20 protein-coding genes are annotated in these 22023 nt (G+C 58.2%); 3 read left to right on the plus strand and 17 right to left on the minus strand.

Annotated features, from left to right (window positions below; all coding sequences use genetic code 11):
- Positions 1-11: 11 nt before the first annotated feature.
- The 7 genes from deoA to prfC form a co-directional block, all read right to left on the minus strand.
- Positions 12-1334 carry a thymidine phosphorylase gene (gene deoA / locus C1N60_RS17085; RefSeq protein WP_394521139.1) on the minus strand — a complete coding sequence of 441 codons (1323 nt, stop codon included), beginning with the start codon at positions 1332-1334 and terminating at the stop codon, positions 12-14.
- 111 nt (positions 1335-1445) lie between these two features.
- Positions 1446-2225, minus strand: a complete 780-nt coding sequence (gene deoC / locus C1N60_RS17090; protein WP_394521140.1) for a deoxyribose-phosphate aldolase — start codon at positions 2223-2225, stop codon at positions 1446-1448.
- Positions 2226-2638: 413 nt separating this feature from the next.
- Entirely contained in the window at positions 2639-3415 is a 777-nt protein-coding gene (locus C1N60_RS17095; RefSeq protein WP_394521141.1) for a TatD family hydrolase, read from the minus strand.
- Complete coding sequence (locus tag C1N60_RS17100) at positions 3412-4464, minus strand: patatin-like phospholipase family protein (protein ID WP_031279725.1); 1053 nt, start codon at positions 4462-4464, stop codon at positions 3412-3414. Before C1N60_RS17100 ends, C1N60_RS17095 begins: the two co-directional genes overlap by 4 nt.
- 178 nt (positions 4465-4642) lie before the next feature.
- Positions 4643-4804, minus strand: coding sequence for a DUF1328 domain-containing protein (locus tag C1N60_RS17105; RefSeq protein ID WP_007893192.1), 162 nt, complete (start codon positions 4802-4804; stop codon positions 4643-4645).
- A gap of 98 nt (positions 4805-4902) precedes the next feature.
- The gene (gene osmY, locus C1N60_RS17110; protein ID WP_021507660.1) at positions 4903-5493 is read right to left on the minus strand and encodes a molecular chaperone OsmY; all 591 of its coding nucleotides are present in this window, start codon (positions 5491-5493) and stop codon (positions 4903-4905) included.
- Between the two features lie 259 nt (positions 5494-5752).
- Positions 5753-7342 carry a peptide chain release factor 3 gene (prfC, locus tag C1N60_RS17115; protein ID WP_394521142.1) on the minus strand — a complete coding sequence of 530 codons (1590 nt, stop codon included), beginning with the start codon at positions 7340-7342 and terminating at the stop codon, positions 5753-5755.
- Positions 7343-7657: 315 nt separating this feature from the next.
- Here prfC and C1N60_RS17120 point away from each other — a divergent pair, with 315 nt between their 5' ends.
- Positions 7658-8272 (plus strand): hypothetical protein, encoded by a 615-nt coding sequence (locus C1N60_RS17120; RefSeq protein WP_282996923.1) that lies wholly within the window; start codon positions 7658-7660, stop codon positions 8270-8272.
- Positions 8273-8278: 6 nt separating this feature from the next.
- On the opposite strand, the gene C1N60_RS17125 is transcribed toward C1N60_RS17120, so the two are convergent.
- Genes C1N60_RS17125 through C1N60_RS17135 form a run of 3 tightly spaced genes read right to left on the minus strand, consistent with a single transcriptional unit; the run spans position 8279 to position 10524 of the window.
- A complete protein-coding gene (locus C1N60_RS17125) occupies positions 8279-9382 on the minus strand; it encodes a M20 peptidase aminoacylase family protein (protein ID WP_058759555.1) in 1104 nt (367 codons plus the stop codon).
- A 10-nt stretch (positions 9383-9392) separates the two neighbouring features.
- Positions 9393-9866: a YjiG family protein gene (locus C1N60_RS17130; RefSeq protein ID WP_021507664.1), complete on the minus strand. Its 474-nt coding sequence runs from the start codon at positions 9864-9866 to the stop codon at positions 9393-9395.
- Positions 9856-10524: a nucleoside recognition domain-containing protein gene (locus C1N60_RS17135; protein WP_394521143.1), complete on the minus strand. Its 669-nt coding sequence runs from the start codon at positions 10522-10524 to the stop codon at positions 9856-9858. The genes C1N60_RS17130 and C1N60_RS17135 overlap by 11 nt, the downstream gene beginning before the upstream one ends.
- A gap of 457 nt (positions 10525-10981) precedes the next feature.
- On the opposite strand from C1N60_RS17135, the gene ftnA reads away from it, so the two are divergent.
- Complete coding sequence (ftnA, locus tag C1N60_RS17140; protein ID WP_058774869.1) at positions 10982-11488, plus strand: non-heme ferritin; 507 nt, start codon at positions 10982-10984, stop codon at positions 11486-11488.
- Positions 11489-11552: 64 nt separating this feature from the next.
- Here ftnA and C1N60_RS17145 read toward each other — a convergent pair whose 3' ends face one another.
- Complete coding sequence (locus tag C1N60_RS17145) at positions 11553-14396, minus strand: sensor domain-containing protein (RefSeq protein WP_394521144.1); 2844 nt, start codon at positions 14394-14396, stop codon at positions 11553-11555.
- Positions 14397-14652: 256 nt separating this feature from the next.
- The gene (locus tag C1N60_RS17150; protein WP_141496213.1) at positions 14653-16356 is read right to left on the minus strand and encodes a lysophospholipid acyltransferase family protein; all 1704 of its coding nucleotides are present in this window, start codon (positions 16354-16356) and stop codon (positions 14653-14655) included.
- Between the two features lie 275 nt (positions 16357-16631).
- On the opposite strand from C1N60_RS17150, the gene C1N60_RS17155 reads away from it, so the two are divergent.
- Positions 16632-17252 carry a response regulator transcription factor gene (locus C1N60_RS17155; protein WP_021507669.1) on the plus strand — a complete coding sequence of 207 codons (621 nt, stop codon included), beginning with the start codon at positions 16632-16634 and terminating at the stop codon, positions 17250-17252.
- 44 nt (positions 17253-17296) lie between these two features.
- Here C1N60_RS17155 and C1N60_RS17160 read toward each other — a convergent pair whose 3' ends face one another.
- The 5 genes from C1N60_RS17160 to C1N60_RS17180 all read right to left on the minus strand — a co-directional run bounded on the left by C1N60_RS17160 (position 17297) and on the right by C1N60_RS17180 (position 21906).
- Positions 17297-18001, minus strand: coding sequence for a proteasome-type protease (locus C1N60_RS17160; protein ID WP_031279727.1), 705 nt, complete (start codon positions 17999-18001; stop codon positions 17297-17299).
- Between the two features lie 17 nt (positions 18002-18018).
- Positions 18019-18819, minus strand: a complete 801-nt coding sequence (locus tag C1N60_RS17165; protein ID WP_058759558.1) for a transglutaminase family protein — start codon at positions 18817-18819, stop codon at positions 18019-18021.
- Positions 18816-19745 carry an alpha-E domain-containing protein gene (locus C1N60_RS17170; protein ID WP_021507672.1) on the minus strand — a complete coding sequence of 310 codons (930 nt, stop codon included), beginning with the start codon at positions 19743-19745 and terminating at the stop codon, positions 18816-18818. The genes C1N60_RS17165 and C1N60_RS17170 overlap by 4 nt, the downstream gene beginning before the upstream one ends.
- Positions 19739-21178: a circularly permuted type 2 ATP-grasp protein gene (locus C1N60_RS17175; protein ID WP_058770669.1), complete on the minus strand. Its 1440-nt coding sequence runs from the start codon at positions 21176-21178 to the stop codon at positions 19739-19741. Before C1N60_RS17175 ends, C1N60_RS17170 begins: the two co-directional genes overlap by 7 nt.
- 125 nt (positions 21179-21303) lie before the next feature.
- Positions 21304-21906: a hypothetical protein gene (locus C1N60_RS17180; protein ID WP_058774872.1), complete on the minus strand. Its 603-nt coding sequence runs from the start codon at positions 21904-21906 to the stop codon at positions 21304-21306.
- Positions 21907-22023: the final 117 nt, after the last annotated feature.

Genomic DNA, 22023 nt, shown 5'->3' on the forward strand with positions numbered 1-22023 from the left:
CAGTTACGCCACTATTCGCTGATGCGGCGATACACCACCGGCGTGGCCTCCGGGGCGTGGTCGCTGAGCGTTATCGCCGCTTTCACTGCCGCAGCGGCCTGCTGCCACTGTGCTTCCGACGCGGCATGAATCACCGCCAGCGGCTGCTGCGCATTGACCTCACTGCCCAGCGTGATCATGTCGCTGAGGCCCACGCTGTAATCAATGCTGTCGCTGGCGCGCTGACGGCCACCGCCCAGCGCCACCACCGCCATGCCCAGCGCCCGCGTGTCCATGGCGCTGACGATGCCGGGACGATCGGCGTACACCGCTTTGCTCAGCATCGGTGCCGGCAGGTAGCGGTCCATCTGCTCGATGAAATCCGTCGGGCCGTTCTGCGCCGCCACCATGCGTGCAAACACCTCAGCCGCTTTACCGTTATCCAGCACCTGCTGCAGTTTTTGCCGCGCTTCGGCTTCGTTCGCCGCCAGTTTGCCGGAGATCAGCATCTCAGCGCACAGCGCCAGCGTGACTTCCAGCAGCCGCGGATTGCGCGCCTCACCGGTGAGGAAATGCACTGCTTCGCGCACTTCCAGCGCATTACCGGCGCTCGACGCCAGCACCTGGTTCATGTCGGTGAGCAGCGCGGTGGTTTTGCATCCCGCGCCGTTGGCGACGCCGACAATCGCCTGCGCCAGCTGCTGCGAAGCCTCAAAGGTTGGCATAAACGCCCCGGATCCGACTTTGACATCCATCACCAGCGCGTCTAATCCCTCGGCTAATTTTTTGGCGAGGATCGAGGCGGTGATCAGCGGAATGGAATCCACGGTGGCGGTGATATCGCGCGTGGCGTAGAACCGCTTGTCCGCCGGCGCCAGCGAATTAGTCTGACCGATAATGGCAACGCCGACCTGTTTGATGATCTGGCGGAAGCGATCGTCGCTGGGGAAGATATCGAAGCCGGGAATGGCTTCCAGCTTATCCAGCGTGCCGCCAGTGTGACCGAGGCCGCGCCCGGAAATCATTGGCACGTAGCCGCCGCAGGCCGCCACCATCGGACCCAGCATCAGCGAAGTGACATCGCCCACGCCGCCGGTCGAGTGTTTATCAACAATCGGTCCGTTGAGATTCAGCGCCAGCCAGTTGAGTACCGTGCCGGAATCGCGCATCGCCATGGTCAGCGCCACGCGCTCTTCCAGGTTCATGTCGTGAAAATAAATCGTCATCGCCAGCGCGGCGATTTGCCCTTCAGACACGCTGTTATCACGCACGCCGTTGATGAAAAAGCGGATTTCCGCTTCGCTCAGCGGCTGACCGTCGCGTTTTTTACGAATAATTTCTTGTGGCAGGAACAAGGTTGCCTCCCCGGAAAAGCGATGTATCGCTGAATGACAGCCGCCAGTTGCGCAGCAATGCGCACCTGACGGCAGTGACGCCGTGGGCCGCCATTTTAGCGACCGCGTGGATCAATAACCGGCTTTGCTGGTCGCCGTAGCGTGACCCAGGGTATTCAGCAGGCTGGCTAACAGGCTGGAAGCGCCGAAGCGGAAATGACGCGCATCCGCCCAGCCGCTGCCGAGGATGTCGTCGGCCAGCTGCAGGTAGATAGCGGCATCTTCCGCCGTGCGCACGCCGCCAGCCGGTTTGAAGCCCACCTGCTGCTGCACGCCTTTGTCACGGATTACCTGCATCATGATCGCCGCCACCTCTGGCGTGGCGTTGACCGGCACTTTACCGGTAGAGGTTTTGATGAAATCCGCGCCGGCATCGATCGCGATTTCGGACGCTGCACGAATCAGCGCTTCCTCTTTTAGCTCGCCGGTTTCAATGATCACTTTCAGCAGCACGTTCGCCGCCGCACAGGCCTCTTTACAGGCTTTTACCAGCGCAAAGCCAACGTCACGATTACCGGCAATCAGCGCACGGTACGGGAATACCACGTCAACTTCATCCGCGCCGTAGGCGATTGCCGCACGGGTTTCCGCCAGCGCGATGTCGATGTCGTCGTTACCGTGCGGGAAGTTAGTGACGGTCGCGATACGAATTTCCGGCGTGCCCTGCTCGCGCAGCGTCTTACGTGCAATCGGGATAAAGCGCGGATAGATACAGATCGCCGCCGTGTTACCGGCCGGTGATTTCGCCTGATGGCACAGCGCGATCACTTTTTCATCGGTGTCGTCTTCGTTCAGGGTGGTCAGGTCCATCAGTTGCAGCGCGCACTGCGCGGCCGCGTTCAGATCGGTCATGGTGCTCTCCAAAGTCAGGCCGGTGAAATCTGCTCACCGGAGAATGTGATAATTATAACAACCCACGCCGCGTAGAATTGCGAGGCTTGTCACAAGGAAAAGGAAACCGCGCTCTGATATACATGCATTTAGCGATTTTAATCACATTAAATCGCTATTTTGCCGAACAGCGCGGCACGATACGATTGTGATTATTATCACAAATGTTGCTGCAAAAAGGTATCGGATATCGTTAAAGCGTAGTTAATTTGCGACAGAGCGGGAGTTGTCAGCACATCAGCAGAAGTGGCAGAGGCGTTGCAGCGACGCGATTCATCGCGCAATAAATTGTGCCGCTGGCAAAACTGCAACGGCGATTAACCGTGACGGCGCTATTAGATGAAGTGAAGGGGCGGCAGGCGCAGGATCAATACTCAATCCGGCAGCGCGAACAAACGCAGGCTGTTGTGCCACAGCGCATCGGCGATCTCATCGAGCGGTTCCTGGCGCAGCTGGCACAATACTTCAAACACATTACGCGCGCGCTCCGGGCGATTGGGCTGGCCCTGAAAACCGTGCAGCGGCATATCCGGCGCATCGGTTTCCAGCAGCAGCGCCTGCAATGGCAGGCTGGCGATGGTGTGGCGGGTTTTGCTGGCGCGCGCATAGGTAATGGTGCCGCCGACACCAATCGCGTAGCCAAGCGCGATGAAACGCTCCGCCTGCTGCTGGCTGCCGGCAAAGCCGTGCACCACGCCGCGTCGCGGCACGTCGTGACGGCGCAAATACTGCGCCAGCTGATCGTGCGTACGTCGCGAATGCAGGATCACCGGCAAATCATAGCGCTTTGCCAGCTTCAGCTGCGCCTCCAGCAGCCGGGTTTGCCGCGCAAAATCCGGCGCTTCCATATACAGATCCAGCCCGATTTCCCCGATCGCCACGCGTTTTGCATCCGGCGTTTGCAGGTACTGCTCAAGGCGATCGAGATCGTCATCCTGATGTTGCGCAATATTGATCGGGTGCAGCCCGAGCGCGCTATACAGCGCCGGATGCTGCTGCGCCAGCTGGCTCACCACGGCAAAACGGCTGGCATCCACGCACGGCACGATGATGCGTTCCACGCCCGCCTGCGCCGCCTGCGCGATACTGTGTTCGGCAGCGGTGACAAATGGCGGAAAATCAAAGTGGCAGTGGGTGTCGATAAATCTCATGCCAGCGATCCTGCATCGTAGTCGGCGTCATTGCCCGCCAGCGGTGGCGTGCTGACCGGCCGGTTATCCGGCGCGTTTGCGACGGCGGCGGGCGGCGTCACGGCAATCGGTCGCGCCAGCGGTTCAGCATCGCTCAGCCACTGACCCAGCGTTGCCAGGAAATAGCGCCCGCTACGGCGCCCCAGATGATAATCCTGATTCAGCGACGCCAGACGACTGCCCAGCGCCATGCTGGCCAGCGGCTTTGGCGGAAAGATTTCAATGATGCGCAGATTATCCGGCGGCTGTTCAATAAACTGCTGAATCTGGCGGTAGCTCTCTTCGTGCTGATGCAGGATATTGATCATCGGCTGCAGGGCGCTGTCGCTCAGCCAGCGCTCCATGCGTTTAAACCACTTCGGCGTATACGCCATCTGTGACGGCACGGTACGGATCACCACAATAGTATCGGCGCCACGCCGCGCCGCTTCGCGCACCGGAATGGCATCACTGATGCCGCCGTCGAGATAGCTCACACCATCCATCAACACGCCGCTGCGGTAGAAACCGGGGATCGCGCTGGAAGCCTTAATGATGTCATGCCAGGTCAGATTGGTGGGATTGAAATACTGCGCGCTGTAATCATCGCTACGGCAGGCGCACATGTAAAATTCGCTGCCTTTGGCAAACAGGCTTTCGGCGCTGCTCAGCGCTAGAGGGAACTCCTGTTTAGTGATATCCACCAGCCAGTCGAGATCGATCAGGTGGCCACCGCGCACAAAACGCAGCGGATCGAAAAACAGTTTACTGGTGGTGTAACGGGTAATCACGCGCCGCGCATAACCGGGCTGAGCACAGACGAAGGCTGAGAGGTTTTGTGCACCGGCCGAAGTGCCGAGCATCAACTGAAAGGGGTTAAAGCCTGCGCGCTGAAATTCATCCAGTACGCCCGCCGTGAAAATGCCGCGTTGCCCGCCGCCTTCGCAGACCAGCGCGATTTTTTTGGATTTGAATGGCGTGAGTGCCAGTGGCTCAAAGGTGTCCAGCGACACCGGGATGCGTATTCCCAATGGATGTCCCTCAGTGTTTGCTGCTCTGAGGGAGGCGCTCAATCAGCATCCCGGAGAACCAGTCATTGTCGTTCCCTGACCAACCGCATCCTGCAATCGTCGCGGCGCACCTTCAATGGTGGCAATGACTGGCCTCCGCTTTATGTGACTAGCGGGTTAACATGGTTAACGCAGTGGGTCAGGGTCGTTTGCGCCCGGTAAACAGGCTCACGAGGAACAGAATAATACCGACAATAAAGACAATTTTAGCTGCCCATGCTGCCGTACCCGCCAGACCGCCAAAACCTAATGCTGCAGCAATCAGAGCGATGACCAGAAAGATAATACCCCAACGAAACATAAGCCTCTCCTTTACCATAGTGAAAATCGAACTGCTTATTCTTCACATCACTGTTTTTAATGCGGAACGGCACCGTTGGTGATGCCGTTCCGGTTGCGTTAAGATTTCACCTTGAGGTCATTCTTCACGCTTTTCACGCCTTCAATGGCTTTGGCGATCTTCTCAGCCCGATCGGACTGGGCCTGATTCGCCACTTCCCCGGACAGCTGTACCACGCCATCGGTGGTTTCCACCTTCACGTTGCGCGATGGCACAATGTCATCTGCTAAAAGTTTAGCTTTTATTTCACTGGTGGTTGCTGCATCACCTGCATAACCTTTCAATGAACTCTGTTTGCTGTCTCTGACGTGTAGTTTGTCGCTGACGGATTTAACCCCTTCCACCTTCTGCACCAGCGCCACAGCCTTCTCGGCCTGGTCCTGCGAGGTGACAAAACCGCTCAGCGTAACCACGCCTTGCTGCGTTTTGACGGAGATATCCGTACTTTTAATTGCTTCATCGTCCACCAGCGCGGCTTTGGCTTTGGCGGTGATGCCGCTGTCATCCATAAAGCCATCGACTTTTTTCATAGAACTATCGATTTTGGAACCCGCGCTGCTGCTGGTATCAGCCGCCATTGCCGCGCCGCTTAACAGTGCAGTACCGGCCAGTGCAGCAATCAGGGTTTTAGCAATCTTAGTCTTATTCATCGATATCATCCTTCTATCAGTTAACCCACTCGCAACCGCGAATGCGCCAGCAACACACCACGTTGCTGCGTGATGGACGTAATCAGACCCACAGGTCCGTTTTCTCGTCCGACAGAATAATCATAGTAGGGATTACAGCTTTTGCTGGCTTTTGTGGTTGATATCTCGCCAAAAAGCGATAACCGCAGCGCAATTAAGAGGAGTCTGTATCGGAGAAAACCGGGCGGCAGAAAGCAGCAGCCCGGTGAAGACGGCGAACTTAGTGCTCGCGCGTTTTACGGAAGGTCACGTCAGGATAGCGCTCCTGCGTGATGTTGAGGTTGACCATGGTCGGGGCGATATAGGTGAGGTTGTCACCGCCATCGAGCGCCAGGTTGATCTCGTTTTTGCGCTGGAAGTCGTCAAACTTCTTCGCGTCGCTGCACTCAACCCAGCGGGCGGTCGACACGTTGATGGCCTCGTAAATCGCCTCAACGTTGTACTCGCTCTTGAGACGCGCCACGACCACATCAAACTGCAGCACGCCCACCGCACCCACAATCAGATCGTTGTTGTGCACCGGACGGAACACCTGCACGGCGCCCTCTTCCGACAGCTGGACCAGCCCTTTCAGCAGCTGTTTCTGCTTCAACGGATCGCGCAGGCGAATGCGACGGAACAGTTCCGGAGCGAAGTTCGGAATACCGGTGAACTTCATGGTTTCGCCCTGGGTGAAGGTGTCGCCAATCTGGATGGTGCCGTGGTTATGCAGGCCGATGATATCGCCCGGATAAGCTTCCTCAACGTGCGAACGGTCGCCCGCCATGAAGGTCAGCGCATCGGAGATCACCACATCTTTACCGGTACGCACCTGACGCAGCTTCATGCCCTTCTCATATTTGCCGGACACCACGCGCATAAAGGCCACGCGGTCACGGTGTTTCGGGTCCATGTTGGCCTGAATCTTAAACACGAAGCCGCTGAACTTCTCCTCTTTGGCTTCGACTTTGCGGGTATCGGTCTGGCGCGGCATGGGCGCCGGCGCCCAGGCAACCAGACCATCCAGCATGTGATCGACGCCAAAGTTGCCCAGCGCGGTACCGAAGAACACCGGCGTGATTTCGCCGCTCAGGAACAGCTCTTTGTCGAACTCGTGCGATGCGCCCTGCACCAGCTCCAGCTCTTCGCGCAGCTGCTGCGCCAGCTCTTCGCCGACGGCCGCGTCCAGTTCCGGGTTCGCCAGCCCTTTTACCACGCGCACTTCCTGAATCGTGTGGCCTTTGCCGCTCTGATACAGGTAAGTTTCATCGTTGTAGAGGTGATACACGCCTTTGAACAGCTTGCCGCAGCCAATCGGCCAGGTGATCGGCGCACAGGCGATTTTCAGCTCGCTCTCGACCTCATCCAGCAGTTCCATCGGGTCGCGAATGTCGCGGTCCAGTTTGTTCATAAAGGTGATGATCGGCGTGTCGCGCAGACGGGTTACTTCCATCAGCTTGCGGGTACGATCCTCAACCCCTTTCGCGGCGTCGATCACCATCAGGCAGCAGTCCACCGCCGTCAGCGTACGGTAGGTATCTTCCGAGAAGTCTTCGTGCCCGGGGGTATCCAGCAGGTTAACCAGGCTGTCGCGATACGGGAACTGCATCACCGAGGTGGTGATGGAGATACCGCGCTGCTTCTCCATCTCCATCCAGTCTGATTTGGCATGCTGGCTGGAGCCGCGACCTTTAACGGTACCGGCGGTCTGGATCGCCTGTCCGAACAGCAGGACTTTTTCGGTGATTGTGGTTTTACCGGCGTCCGGGTGCGAGATGATCGCAAAGGTCCGGCGGCGCGCCACTTCTTCTAAAAAGGGAGCAATAGACATGAGTGAATTCTTCTTCAGGGCAACGCGCGAGCGGCGCGCTGCGAATAAATCATTCCGGAGCCAGTCCGGCGGATAACGGTGCCAATGGCGACGCATGCGCGTCGGGTCACAGCAGGGTGTGTGCGATCTACATTGGCGGCAGTCCGGTTATCCCATCAGCATTGAGGCGGCATAGCATACAATATTTCAGCAGGCGGGGGAATCTGCGGCAGGATGAGACGATGCTCGCGCAGTTCAGGACATGTCTTGTAAACACTAAGCGATGTCTGGCTGAGAATGCCTGTCCGGAACCGTCACCCCGGCAAGGACAGCAAAATGACTCTACAGCTTAACCCACATACCTACAGCCCGTCGCACCGAAACGCCGCCCTGTCGTCGTCCGCGCAGATGTACCGCAAACCCGGCGAGATGCTGCTGATCAACGCGCCGGATAACCCAGTGCTGCCTGCCACCGGCCGCGCTGATTTTTCCCGCAGCAGCCTGCCGGCGCACCTGCATTATCTGCTCACGCCGCGTCCCGGTTTTTCTGCCGGTCAGCATTTTGTCCCGGAGTATCCGTACATGCTGGACGCCGCGCTGTCGGTCACTGCCCGCCGGGGCGCGGTGTCGTTAGCACCGTATCACGCCGACAGCGACAAGTGCGCGCTGGTGATTGAGCGGCAGACGCTGGTGAAGTTTGATCTGCCGCCGCTACACGATTTGGTGCTGAGCTACATCGGTCTCAACACCTACTTTAGCGAAGTGCGCTTCTACAACCGTGCCGGACGCATCGTGGCGTTTCGTCGCCTGAACGCCAGCAAAAAGCGCCACGAAGTATTCTGCTTCGCTGGCATGAAGCCGGTCTCACTGGTGATTGAGACCAGCCAGCACAGCTCGATTTTGCTCGATGAGATGGTGTGGAATCAGACCGTGGGCGTGGGCGCGCGCTGAGGCGCGTTACCCCAGCATGCGCACCACTGCCGCCTTGAAGATTTTCACACCGATCTCCAGCGAACTCAGCTCAAAGCGCATCTGCGGATGGTGCAGTCCCGGCACCAGATTGGTTCCCAGCCCCCAGAAACCGGCTTTCACCTGCGGATTTTTCACCGGATAGTAGAAGAAATCCTCGCTGCCCGGCGTGGTTTTCGCCGCCAGTAATCCCTGCTCGCCGAGCACATCGACAATCGCGGCGCTCAGCAGCGCGGTGGCATCGGCATCAATTTCCGCCGCCGGCATCTCTTTCAGCACCACCACTTCAGCGGTTGCGCCCAGCGCGGCCACGCTGTGCTGAATCGCCTGGCTGACTTTCTCTTTAAGCAGTTCCATCGGCGCGTTCTCCTGCGAACGCAGATCCCACACCACGCGCGCCTCGTCCGGCACCGAGTTGGTCACGCCGGCGTCGCACAGGAAGCGCGTCGCTTTTACGCTCCAGGTGAGGCCCGGTGCCAGATGAATGCTGTTCACCGCCTGCACCGCCTGGACTGCCGCATCAAGCGCGTTGACGCCGAGATGCGGTCGCGCGGCATGGGCCGGAACACCTTTAATGGTGGCCTCCAGCGTGCTGCACGCTGAATAGATCACCGCAGGCGTCGCCTGCCCGACCTGGCACTCCTCCAGCGGGCGCAAATGGAAGCCGAGGATCATCTCCACGTCATCCAGCGCGCCGCCCTCAATCATCGCCAGCGCGCCGGCCCCCAGCTCTTCAGCCGGCTGGAACAGCAGCTTCAGCCGCCCTTTTTTAATAGCGCCTTCCTGCAGTAGCTCCTGCGCGGCGGTCAGCACCACCGACGAGTGGCCGTCATGGCCGCAGGTATGGCGGGCGCAGGCAACGCCGTCGATCACGTGCCCGAGCGCATCCATGTCGGCGCGCAATGCCAGCACCGGGCCGGGCACGCCGCTGTCGATCTCCGCCACGATGCCAGTGGTCTGGTTGATGCCGCGCGTGACCTTAATGCCAGCCTGTTCCAGCTGGCCGGCGATGTAGGCCGAGGTTTTAACTTCCTGAAACCCCAGCTCCGGGATTTCATGCAGAAAATGGTAGTGATCGAGAACTCTGGACACCGTTTCGCTCCTAAACAAAAAAACGCATCACGAACATAGCGATAACCGCATTGATAATGCTGGTGAGCATCAGCAGCGGCCAGTATTTTTTCGGCACATCGGCGACGCCCAGCAGGCGGCCCATGTACTGCAACTGTGACCCCATAAGAAAAATCGCCGGCGCGAGGATGGTGATGTCGGTACCGCTCAGCAGGCCTTTCGCCATCAGGCTTACCGCCACCCCGACGCTGGCCGAGGATGACAGCCACGCGGTCAGCAGCACGGTGATAGCCTCGCCGGGCAAACCGAAAATCCCCATCAGCGGTGCAAACGCGTGGCCAAGAAACTGCATGATGCCGAGCAGATTCAGCACTTCCGCCAGTACGTAGGCCATCACCACATTGGGCATCAGATTGTGAATAGCAATATGGAAGCCTTTACGCGCGCCGACAATAAAAATATCAAACGGATTATTATTGACCCGCGTCTGTACGTTATTTGACATCAGCAAAATCCTTCTTATAAACACTGTTTAACACAAAACGGACAAATGCCGCACCGACGAATTTCAGCACAAACATTAGCAGCAGCGGAATAATGATTGGTGCACTCATGGACGCAAATAGCGCCGAGCCAATGGCAAAATAATTATTGATCAGTCCGGCACCGGAATATTGCCAGGCGCTCATCACCACCAGCTCTTTTTTACCGATTTGCTGCTGATCCGCCATCTCTTTAGTGAGCGCCGCGCCGGCATCGGTACTTTGCAGATCGGTAATCAGCGCCAGGCCGCAGCGTCCCGGCAACCCCATCAGCGGTTTCAGCAGTGGCGTCAGCAGCGTGTGGGCGGCACGAATCGCGCCGTAGTGGGTGAAAATCTCCAGCACGCCCAGCGCCAGCATTACAGTAGGTGCCAGCGACAGCGCGAACAGAAAGCCGGCTTTGGCGCTGATGCCGCCGGCACCGAGAAAGGTGGAACCTGACTCTTTGATGGTGCCAAAGCTGCCACCCAGCGTGGTGAAATCAAACGCGCCCAGCCAGCTAAAGCCTTCGACCTTATAAAGCAAACCGGAAAAAAACACTATTGCCAGTATCAGCGCGAGATAATTTCCGGCGCTTGCCGTGACCGTTTGTGGCGCGGCCATGATTTTTTCTTCAGACATCTTTTCTCCTGCTGGCCTTATTTCTGCCAGACGTGGTTGCAATATACGGAACTATTAACCAAGCAGGATTTATGCCAATGCGTACTTTCTTTAATTTCGCTATGGCTAATTTTGTTCAGTAACAAGCAGCAGCCGGAATAAGCGTTTAAATCGCCGTGTCAGGTTTATTGCTGGTTGCGCCAGTGCTTATTTTATCGGCGGGGTGACTGGCGAAGAAGTGATCGGTGCAGTTGTGCGCTGCACCGCCAGCAGGCAACGCAGCTGCACTAAAACAGTGCTGCGGACTGTGAATGAAAATTAGTCAAAATTGAGAATTCTTCGCATTCAACTAGCGGAATAATTCCATTTATAATCAATAAGATAAATTCAACTTTTTTACGAAAAAACCTTCACAAAAAAGTATAGATTGATGCATAATTCGCCGTACTTCACCTGACAAATTAAAAAGGACTCAGCCATGTTAACCGCTGAAATGACCTCACGCCTGAACGACCAGCTCAATCTCGAATTCTTCTCCGCCAACCTCTATCTGCAGATGAGTGCCTGGTGCAGCGATAAAGGCTTCGAAGGTGCCGCCTCGTTCCTGAAAATGCACTCGCGTGAAGAGATGCAGCATATGCAGAAGCTGTTTGATTACGTCAGCGATGCCGGTTCACTGCCGGTGCTGGGCAGCATCGCCGCGCCGGCGATAAGCTGGAACTCGCTGAATGATGTCCTGGAAGAAGCGCTCAAGCACGAGCAGCTGATCACCAGCAAAATCAACGAGCTGGTGCACGCCGCGCTGACTTCGCAGGATTACTCCACCTTTAACTTCCTGCAGTGGTACGTTGCCGAGCAGCACGAAGAAGAGAAGCTGTTCAAAACCGTGCTGGACAAGTTGGCGCTGGTGGGCAACAAAGGCGAAGGTCTGTTCCTGGTGGACAAAGATTTGGGCCGCATGAACGTCGAAGGCCACGGCCAGTAAAAATAATAAAGATTATGCACAGCAGCATGCACAACGCCCGACCCTGTCGGGCGTTTTTTTGTGCTTACTCCAGCGCCTTCAGTCTGAGCTCCGACGGCTGTGGCCGGCCAAACAGGTAGCCCTGGAACAGCGTACAGCCCTCTTCGCGCAGGCGGACAAACTGCTCATTACTCTCCACGCCCTCTGCGGTGATCTGAATATCCAGGCTGCGGCTCATGCCGGTAATCGCGCGGATGATCGCCAGCGCCTCGCGGCTGTCGCCCATATCATTGATAAATGACTTGTCGATTTTGATCTTATCGAACGGGAACGAACGCAGATAGCTGAGCGACGAGTAGCCGGTGCCGAAGTCGTCGAGCGCAATCTGCACGCCCAGCGTTTTCAGGCTCTGCAGCGTACGAATATTGCCGAGCGTGTCATCCAGCAGCACCGATTCGGTGATCTCCACCTCCAGCCGATACGGCGCCAGGCCGGATTCGCGCAGCGCGCCCTCCACCACCGACACCAGCGAGCTGTTCTTAAACTGCAGCGGCGACAGGTTGACCGAGACCGACTGTTCGGTTTCCCAGCTCTGCGCCTCGCGGCAGGCTTCGTACAGTGCATAGGCGCCGAGCATGTGGATCAGCCCGGTCTCTTCGGCAATCGGAATGAAGTCATTCGGCATGATCAATCCTTTGATCGGATGATGCCAGCGCATCAGCGCCTCATAGCCAATGATGCCGGTTTCGTTGGTGATCGGCTGATAGTAGAGCTTGAGCTGCCGTCCGGTAATTGCCTCGCGCAGATCGTTCTCGATCACCCGGCGGCTGCGCGCCACATTATCCATCTCCAGCGTAAAGTGCTCATAACGGTTACGGCCGTTACGCTTGGCTTCATACAGCGCCATGTCGGCGCAGCGCAGCATGTGTTCCGGCGTATTGGTGGCCTGCGAGGTCAGCGCGATGCCGACGCTCAGCCCGACCGATAGGTTGTGGCCTTCAACATTCACCGGCGGGCGGATCGCCTCGATCAGGCGCTGCGCCACAATCGCAGCCTCATCGGCATTCCGCACGTTGGGCAGCACGATGGCAAACTCATCGCCGCCGATGCGCGCCAGCGTGTCCTGATCGCGCAGTACGCTGCGCAGCCGCTTCGCCACCACCCGCAGCAGATCGTCACCGATTTGATGCCCCAGCGCATCGTTCACGTTCTTGAAGTTATCCAGATCGAGACACAGCGTGGCGCTGGTCTGGCCCTGCTGCTGATCGACGCGCAGCGCCTCGCTCAGCTTCTGGCGAAACAGGATGCGGTTTGGCAGGCTGGTAAGATTATCGTGATGCGCCATGTGACGAATGCGCGCATCGGCTTCGCGCTGGTCGGTGACATCTTCCACAATTAGCATCACGTAATTCTGCCGCATGTCTTTGCCGCTGATGGTGGTGGCGCGGGTGTGCAGCACCCGCTCACCGCCAGCGGTCAGTAACAGCTGCTCGCGCGTGTGGATGCCTTCGCTGCGCAGCGCGATATCCGCCAGGCTGTTGAAGTAATCACTCAGTTCCGCCGACATACATTCGCGCGGCCGCTTATGCATAATCAGCGACTTACTGAAGCCAAACAGCTGCTCGGCTTTGTCATTGACCATCAGGATTTCGCGGCTGATGGCGTCTTCAACGATCACGCAGGAGGGAATGTTGCTGATGATGGTGTCGAGGAAGCCGGAAAGCTCCGACATTTTGGCGCTCTGCGCCTGCGCCAGATCGCGCGCGCGCAGCAGCTGCTGCTCGTGCTCGCGCCGCTCGGTGACGTCGCGGGTGATCTTGGCAAAGCCGATCATTTTGCCCTCTTCATCATGAATCGCGTCAATCACCACATGCGCCCAGAAGGCGGAGCCGTCTTTGCGGTAGCGCCAGCCCTCGTCCTCAAAGCGACCGGTTTTCAGCGCGATGCCCAGATTGGCATCCGGCGTGCGTGCCTGACGTTCCGGTGAGCCGTAGAACACGGAGAAGTGCTGGCCCACGATCTCGTCAGCCATGTAGCCTTTGGCGCGCTGCGCGCCGGCGTTCCAGTTCACCACCCGGCCCTGTAAATCCAGCATGTAGATGGCGTAATCCGTCACGCCTTCCACTAACAGGCGGAAGGTTTTCTCGTATTCACGCTGCTTGCGCAGCAGCGCCTGCTGTTCGGTGCAGTCGCGGGTGATTTTGGCATAGCCGATCAGTTTGCCGGCGTCATCGCGAATCGCGTCGATGATCACATGCGCCCAAAAGGCGCTGCCATCTTTGCGATAGCGCCAGCCTTCGTCTTCAAAGCGACCGGTTTTAAACGCGGTGGTCAGGTTGCGTTCCGGGATATGGTTCAGGCGATCCTGTGCGCTGTAGAAGCGCGAGAAGTGCTGACCGACAATTTCTTCGGCCACGTAGCCTTTGGCGCGCTGCGCGCCAGCGTTCCAGTTTTCGACGTTGCCGTCAAGGTCGAGCATGTAGATGGCGTAGTCCGTTACGCCTTCAACCAATAAACGGAAACGCTGCTCCTGTTCCTGTTGTTTACGCTGCTGCGCCTGCTGTTCGGTGCAGTCGCGGGTGATTTTGGCAAAGCCCAGCAGTTCGCCGTACTCATCGCGGATGGCGTCGATCACCACGTGCGCCCAGAAGGCGCTGCCGTCCTTGCGATAGCGCCAGCCTTCGGTTTCATAGCGCCCGGTGGCGGTGGCGATGGCCAGACCGCGCTGCGGCGCGCCGTTGCGCCGATCCTCTTCACTGTAAAACAGCGCAAAATTCTTCCCGACAATCTCTTCGGGGGTATAGCCTTTGGCGCGTTGCGCCCCGGTGTTCCAGTTAGCCACCGTGCCATCCGGCTTAATCATGTAGATGGCGTAATCCACCACGCTCTGCACCAGTAGCCGGTACATTACGTCAGAGTTATTGTTCATTGTTGTTCGCCTATGCTGGCCTGGTCTCGATGCGCAGTTAAGATAATTCTTAATCTTCAGGCAGACTTAAACGCAAAAGCGCATCGCTTACAAGCGCAAATCATCCGCTGACAAAAGTTGGTAGTGTGGTTATCGGCAGTGGCGAGAAAATGTTCAGTGGGATAGTGGATTTATTGCGCAAAGTTGACAGCACGCCGCGCGGAGATTCTCCGGCGGCGTGCTGTCAGGTGGCATTAACTGACGTCATCTGGCGCGTTCAGGTTAAATGCATGCCGATATAGCGCTCATAACGTGCGGGTTTCACGCGTGACAGATCGACCAGCACCAGACCATCAATGCAGTGATTGAAATCCGGATCGCTGCCGAAATCGATAAACTGCACGCCGCCCGGCTCGCACACTTCCGAATACTGTTTGTACAGCGTCGGAATCGCGGTACCGAGATTAGCCAGCAAATGCTTGAGACGCCGCAAATCGTCGGCGTAGTTATCGCCGGTGAACTGCGCCAGCACCTCCGGCAGCGACGCCGGATAAGGGCGGCGCGACTTCGCCAGCGGCAGATCGGTCGGAAAGTAGAGACGGTAAAACGCCACCAGCAGATCGCGTGCCGCCAGCGGCATGGTGCCGGAGATTGATACCGGGCCAAACAGGTAGCGCGTCTGCGGATAGCGCGCAATGTAAGCGCCGATGCCCATCCATAAATAATCCAGCCCGCGCTTGCCCCAGTAGGCCGGCTGAATGAAGCTGCGCCCCAGTTCCAGCCCCTGCTGAATAATCGGCAGCATGCGCTCGTCATAGTGGAACAGGCTGTCGCTGTAGATACCCTGCAGCCCGCGCCGCGCCAGCTGCTCGGCGCCGGGAATAAAGCGGTAGGCCCCGACAATCTCCAGCGCCTCGTCATCCCATAAAATCAGGTGATAGTAATCATCGTCATACTTGTCGAGATCGCGCCGCCGGCCGCTGCCCTCGCCCACCGCACGGAAGGCGATTTCGCGCAGCCGGCCCAGTTCACGCAGCAGCGGCACCCAGCTGGCCCCGTTGCGCCGCCACAAATAGATCTGTTTGCCGTCCGGCAGCGTCCCGAGCCGTTCACTCTCCAGCAACGCTTTTTTCAGCTCAGCGCGATCTTCCGGGCGGGCGATGGCGGCTTCAGTAAGAAACAGACCGCGCCGTCCCTGGCCGATGCGGTACAGATGCTTGCGCAGCCGCTTCGCCAGCTCTTTGCCCGGCGTATGGCCATCGTGCCAGTTGGCGAAAGGAATCTGCTCGCCGATATGCAGTTTGATGCGCGTGCCGCGCTGGCGGAACATTTCGCGCACCAGCATCAGCAGCGCCAGCGGTGCCGCCACCTTCGCCGCGGCGTAAAACGCCAGGCTGTTACGTCCCACCACGTGCACCGGTACCAGCGGCGCGCGGGCGCGGGCGGCCAGGCGCAGAAAACTGTGGTGCCAGTGACGGTCACGCACGCCGCGGCTCGACAGGCGCGAGACTTCACCGGCCGGGAAGATGATCAGCGCGCCCTGGTTGTCGAGATGCTGCTGCATGCGCGTCAGCTGCTCGCGGCTGGTGCGGTTGCCCATGTTATCCACCGGCAGCATCAGGTTGTTGATGGGTTCCAGCATCATCAGCATGCGGTTGGCAACGATTTTCACGTCGCGCCGCACCTGCGATACCGCCGCCAGCAGCGCCAGGCCGTCCAGCGCGCCAAGCGGATGGTTGGCGACGATCACCACCGGCCCGTGCGTCGGGATCTGTTCAAGGTCGCGTTCGCTGAGCTCACAGCGCACATCCAGGTGTTCCAGCACCTGCTCCACCATATCCACCCCTTTCAGATGCGGATAGCGCTGAGCAAAGTCCTGAAACTCCTGTTCACGCACCGCCCACTTCAGCAGGCTTTTCTGCCAGTTTGCTGGCTGCTGGCCTGGCCAGTAAGTATTGAGAAGCTGATCAACGGAAAACATGGTGCACCTTTTTATACGCAGCGGTTTATTCCCCTGACGTTAAAACGGCTTGTTTTCAGATTTATGACCACGGCAGATGCGGACAGGAAAAAGTATCGGCGCGCTTTGTGCTGGCGCATAAAAAAGTCAAATTTACCTTAAATGAGAATTTTCCAGACAGGACTTAAATCTTATTCTTAAGACCCGTGAATTAATCTGGTCACACCTCTGCTAATGAATTTTCATCGGTGTTTATTCCTTGCATTCTTTTTTTTGTTTATTTTTGGACTACACATATGATTCATTCGGTATTTATAGTTGATGACCACCCATTAATCTGTGCGGGTATTCAGGCACTGCTGCACGCTTATGACTATTCGGTTGCGGGCATTGCCAACAAAGGCGACTTATTGATTAGCGAATTACATCATGCGCAGCCAGACGTGGTGCTGCTGGACCTGACCATGCCCGGCCGCGCGGGTATTCCGCTGATTGCCGACATTAAACGTATTTTGCCGCAGCAAAAAATCATTGTTTTTACCGCCTCAGAAAGCCTGTTTTATCAACGCTGTTGCCTGCAGTTAGGGGTAGAAGGCTATGTGTGTAAACGCGGCGATTTGGAAACTTTATTGACAGCAATAAAAGAAGTCGAGCGCGGAAAACGTTTTTATCCGGTCACGCACAGCGCGGCGGATGCCGCCGAACTGATTGAAAGCGAGAAATTGATGAGTTTAACGCGTCGCGAATTGATTGTGCTGGTGAAACTGGCCTCCGGGATGAGTAATAAAGAGATCGCCTCGCAATTACAGCTGAGCAGTAAAACCATCAGCACTTATAAAATTAAAATTCTGCGTAAGCTCGGCCTGAAAGGGATTAGCGGAATTAATACGGCGGCGCGCGCCAATGAGCTGGTGTGAGTCAAACCCGGCCCGGTCCGCCAACGTGACGACCGGGCAGCAGGTCAGAGCTTGAGCGGCGGCAGCTGAGAAAATACGCTCAGCAACCCTTTGCTCCATAGCTGGCGGATCTGGGAAAAGTAGGGATGCTGTTCGGTGATGTGGTACTGCTCGCTGTCGCTGAAGCTGTCGCTGTGGTAAACCATCGCGTCGAGCGGCAGGCCGACGGAGATGTTACTCGCCAGCGTCGAATCCATGGAGATCAGCGCACACTGCATCGCCTGGCTGAGCGAGGTCTCATAGCGCAGCACGCGGTCAATAATTGGCTTACCGTATTTGCTCTCACCAATCTGGAAGTACGGCGTGTCGACGCTGGCTTCAATAAAGTTGCCCTGCGGATAGATCTGGAACAGCCGCGGCTCTTCGCCGCGAATCTGCCCGCCCAGCAGCAGCGTGCCGCCAAACTCCTCGCCGTCGCGCGCAATCACTTCACGCAGCGTGGCGCCTACCAGCAGCGCAATGTCGTACAGTGAACGCCCGTTGAGCAGATTGGGTTGTTCGCTGTCGTTACAGTTGCGCCGCAGCAGGCTCATCACGCTCTGCGTCGTCGCCAGATTGCCGGCGCTTTGCAGCACCAGCGTGCGCTCATCATCCACCTGAAACACATGCAGTTTGCGAAACGAGGAGATATGATCCACGCCCGCATTGGTGCGTGAATCCGAGACAAAAATCATCCCGGCCGATAAACGCATTGCCACACAATAAGTCATAGTTACGCCTGTTCCGATTACTGCTGCCCGTGCACCTGTTGCACCGCAGCCACCGCCAGCATATCTTCACCGCCGCCGCCCAGACGAATGCCGCGCACCGGACAGGCATCGAGATAGTCGACACCCACCGCCAGCCGCAAATGCTGCCGCGTACTGCGCGTGTTATTGGTGATATCAAAGCTGTGCCAACTGCCATCCAGCCAGGCTTCAACCCAGGCGTGGGTAGCAACGTGTTCAACGTTGTCAGTATACAGATAGCCACTGACGTAGCGCGCCGGGATCCCCAGGCTGCGACAGCAGGCGAGAAACACGTGGCTGTGATCCTGGCAAACGCCGCTGCCGGCAGCAAACACTTTCGCCGCGCTGTCGCTTACCTGCGTGCTGCCGGGCTGGTACGGCATTTTCAACAGCAGCTCGTCCATCAGTTTTTCCAGGCTGGCGAGCGGTTTCTCCGCCTGCCAGTAGCGCCGGGCGAAGTCGCGGATTGCCCCGTCCGGCTGGGTCAGCGGCGTGGCGCGCAGAAACACCAGCGGCGACAGCGTCGATTGCGGATCCGGCGCCAGCTCGCTGGCATCCAGAATCTCGACCACGCCGCGCGCGGCAATCTCCAGCAGCTGATGCGGCCTGTCCAGCGTCAGCACGTGCAGCACGTTGCCATAAGCATCCAGCGTGCGCGTCGCCTCACACGGCAGATCCAGCTGCCACGACAGCACCTGCTGGTGCACCGAATTCTGCGGCGTAAGGCGCAGATACTGGGTGCTGAGTTTTACCTGCTGCTCATAGGCGTACCAGGTTTTATGCTCAATGTTCAGTCTCATTTCGCCTCCAGATAGGTGTGATTGATGCTCTCTGCCAGCGCGTTGATGCGGCTAAGAAAATGGTCCAGCCACGGCTGCAGGCCGTCGCGCGTCAGGCTTTCCCAGGTGCTGAAGCGCATCTCCGCCAGCAGGACCGTACTGAGATAGCGCGGGCGATCCTCGCCGCTGCTGCCAATCTGCTCCAGCTGGCTGGCGATCTCCTCTATGCAGGAGTGCAGCGAGCGCGGACTTTCGCTGCGCAGGATCAGCATTTCGTTGACCAGCGGCGGCATCAGCTGCTGCTTAAAGATGGCGTTGTAGGCCTCGCGCGCCGACACCGCGCGCAGCAGGCTGTCGAGGCAGTAATATTCCCGCACCGTGTCGGGATGCTGCTCCAGCAGCTGCTGGTTAACGCTCAGCAGCCGCGCGGTGCCGTCGCTGCGCTCCATCAGCGTGCCAAGCCGGATAAAACGCAGCGCATCGCCGCGCAGCAGCGTGCCGGACATCGCGCCGCGAAACAGATGCGAACGCTCTTTCACCCAGTCGAAGAAGCTGTCGGCACCGGCCGGCGAGATACCGCGGCGGCGCGTGTTGCGCATCTCAATCCACGTCGAGTTAATGCTTTCCCACACTTCGGATGACAGGCTGCCGCGCACCGCGTGCGCGTTGTTCCACGCCGCCTGCCAGCAGCTGAAAATACTGCTCGGATTACGCTCATCCAGCGCGAAGAAGTTGAACAGCTGCGGCATGGTGCAGCGCCCGTTGAGCGTTTCAAACAGCTGACGCGTGCCGGTCAGGTTGAGCGGCAACAGCAGTTCGTCGCCCTGGCGATTGCGCACCGGCATCAGCGACAGACGATGGGTCACATCCAATACCCGGGCAAGTTGTTCTGCGCGCTCCAGATAGCGCGCCATCCAGTAAAGGCCACTGGCCGTCCGGCTTAGCATGATGTGTCATCCTCCAGCACCCAGGTGTCCTTGGTGCCGCCGCCCTGCGACGAGTTCACCACCAGCGAGCCTTCGGTCAGCGCCACGCGCGTCAGGCCGCCCGGCACCAGCCGGATATCCGCGCCATACAGCGCAAAAGGCCGCAGATCGATATGGCGCGGCGCCAGACCGTTGTCGATAAAGGTCGGGCAGGTGGAGAGCGAAAGCGTATCCTGGGCGATATAATTATCCGGCCGCGCCAGCAGCCGCTCGCGGAACTCGCTCAGTTGCTGCTGGCTGGCGACCGGGCCAATCAACATGCCGTAACCGCCGGCACCGTGCACCTCTTTCACCACCATCTGCGCCAGATTGGCCAGCACGTAGCTCAGATCCTGCGGCTTGCGGCACTGCCAGGTGGGCACATTGTTGAGGATCGGATCTTCATCAAGGTAGTAGCGGATCATCTCCGGCACGTACGGGTAGATCGACTTGTCATCGGCGACGCCGGTGCCGATCGCATTCGCCAGCACCACATTGCCGGATCGGTATACCGACAGTAATCCCGGCACGCCGAGCATCGAATCCGGCCGGAAGGCGAGCGGATCGAGAAAGGCGTCATCCACGCGGCGATAGATCACATCCACTTTGCACGGCCCGGCGGTGGTACGCATCAGCACCGCGCCGTCTTTGACGAACAGATCGGCGCTCTCCACCAGCTCCACGCCCATCTGCTGGGCGAGAAAGCTGTGTTCGAAGTAGGCGCTGTTGAAACGTCCCGGTGTCAGCACCACCACCACCGGATCGTTAACCGGCGAGCTTTCGCGCAGCGTCTGCAACAGGTGCGACGGGTAACGCTCCACCGGCGCGATATGCTGCGCGGCAAACAGCTCCGGATAGAGGCGCATCATCATTTTGCGGTTTTCCAACATGTAGGAGACGCCGGACGGCGTGCGCAGATTATCCTCCAGCACGTAATAGTCGCCGTCGCTGTTGCGTACCATATCGACACCGGTAATGTGCGCGTAGATCTGGCGATGCAGATCGACATCCTGCATACAGGGCTGATACTGATCGTTAACCAGCACCTGCTCGGCCGGCACGATGCCGGCTTTGAGAATATATTGCTGATGGTAGATATCGTGCAGGAAGGCGTTGAGCGCCTGAACGCGCTGGCGAATGCCGCGTTCCAGCATCGCCCACTCGCTGGCAGGAATGATGCGCGGCACGCTGTCGAACGGAATCAGCCGCTCGGCACCGCCGTCGTCACCGTAGACGTTGAAGGTGATGCCAACGCGATGAAACAGCAGTTCTGCCTCTTCACGTTTACGCGCCACCGCCTCTTTGTCCGCCTGTTGTAACCATTCCCAGTAATGCTGATAGTGAGCGCGGTGCTGACCGTCGCTCTGCAACATCTCATCGTAGAAGGTTGATGCTATCTGGTCGCGTGCTTTCATGATTTACCCGGCGCTTGTCAGAGGACCTGACTTCTCTCCTGCACAAAGTGTGCCAGAGGCCCGCCGCCGCAACGGCACGCGCGCCCCAAAAGCGGAGCCGCGCCGGATAATCGTTGCCTTGCACCTTACTGGTGCATCAGCTGCTGCGCCACTGGCAGCCAGATTTCGGTCATTGCTCCTTCGCCGCCGGTAAACGGGTCGCGATCCGGCAGCGGCACGCGCTGGATCTGCTCTTTCGACGCGCGCAGCCGGGAGGGTTCGTCGCGCACGGTTTCCGGTGACATCCCTTCAGGATAGGCGCCAACGGTGAAAAAGTCGTCGGAGGCAAACACCTGTTTATGGCCCACGCCGGCCGGGATCAGCACCGCATCCCCTTCACGCAGCGTCACCATGCGGCCGCTGTCGCCGCCAAACAGCACTTCCGCCCAGCCCGCGCCGACGCCCAGTACCTCATGGGTATTGGGATGATAGTGGGTGTAAGGAAAAATCGGCGCGCGCCACGCCGCAGGCCAGCCGCTGGCGCTAAAGGTTTTTTCAAACCAGGCCGCACTGTCCTCCTCCTCTTCCGGCACCATGCACGGCCAGATGATCAGCGGCAGCGGATTATTGGGTACACCGCCGGACGGCAGCGATAACATTAAATGCTGCGGGTTACCTGACGATCCCGCGGAAAAGGTACCGGCGGCGAAAGACATCAGTAACAGCAGACTGGAAGATTGGGCAGACATACTCTTTCTCCGGATAGCCACGTTGCCTAATTGTGGCAAAGCCACCGGGCATTGCAATGTGCGCACACCGGCAAAATTCACATAAAAGAATGATTTAGCTTACTAAAGCCAAATTAC

The organism is Pantoea sp. SGAir0184 (assembly GCF_043544755.1).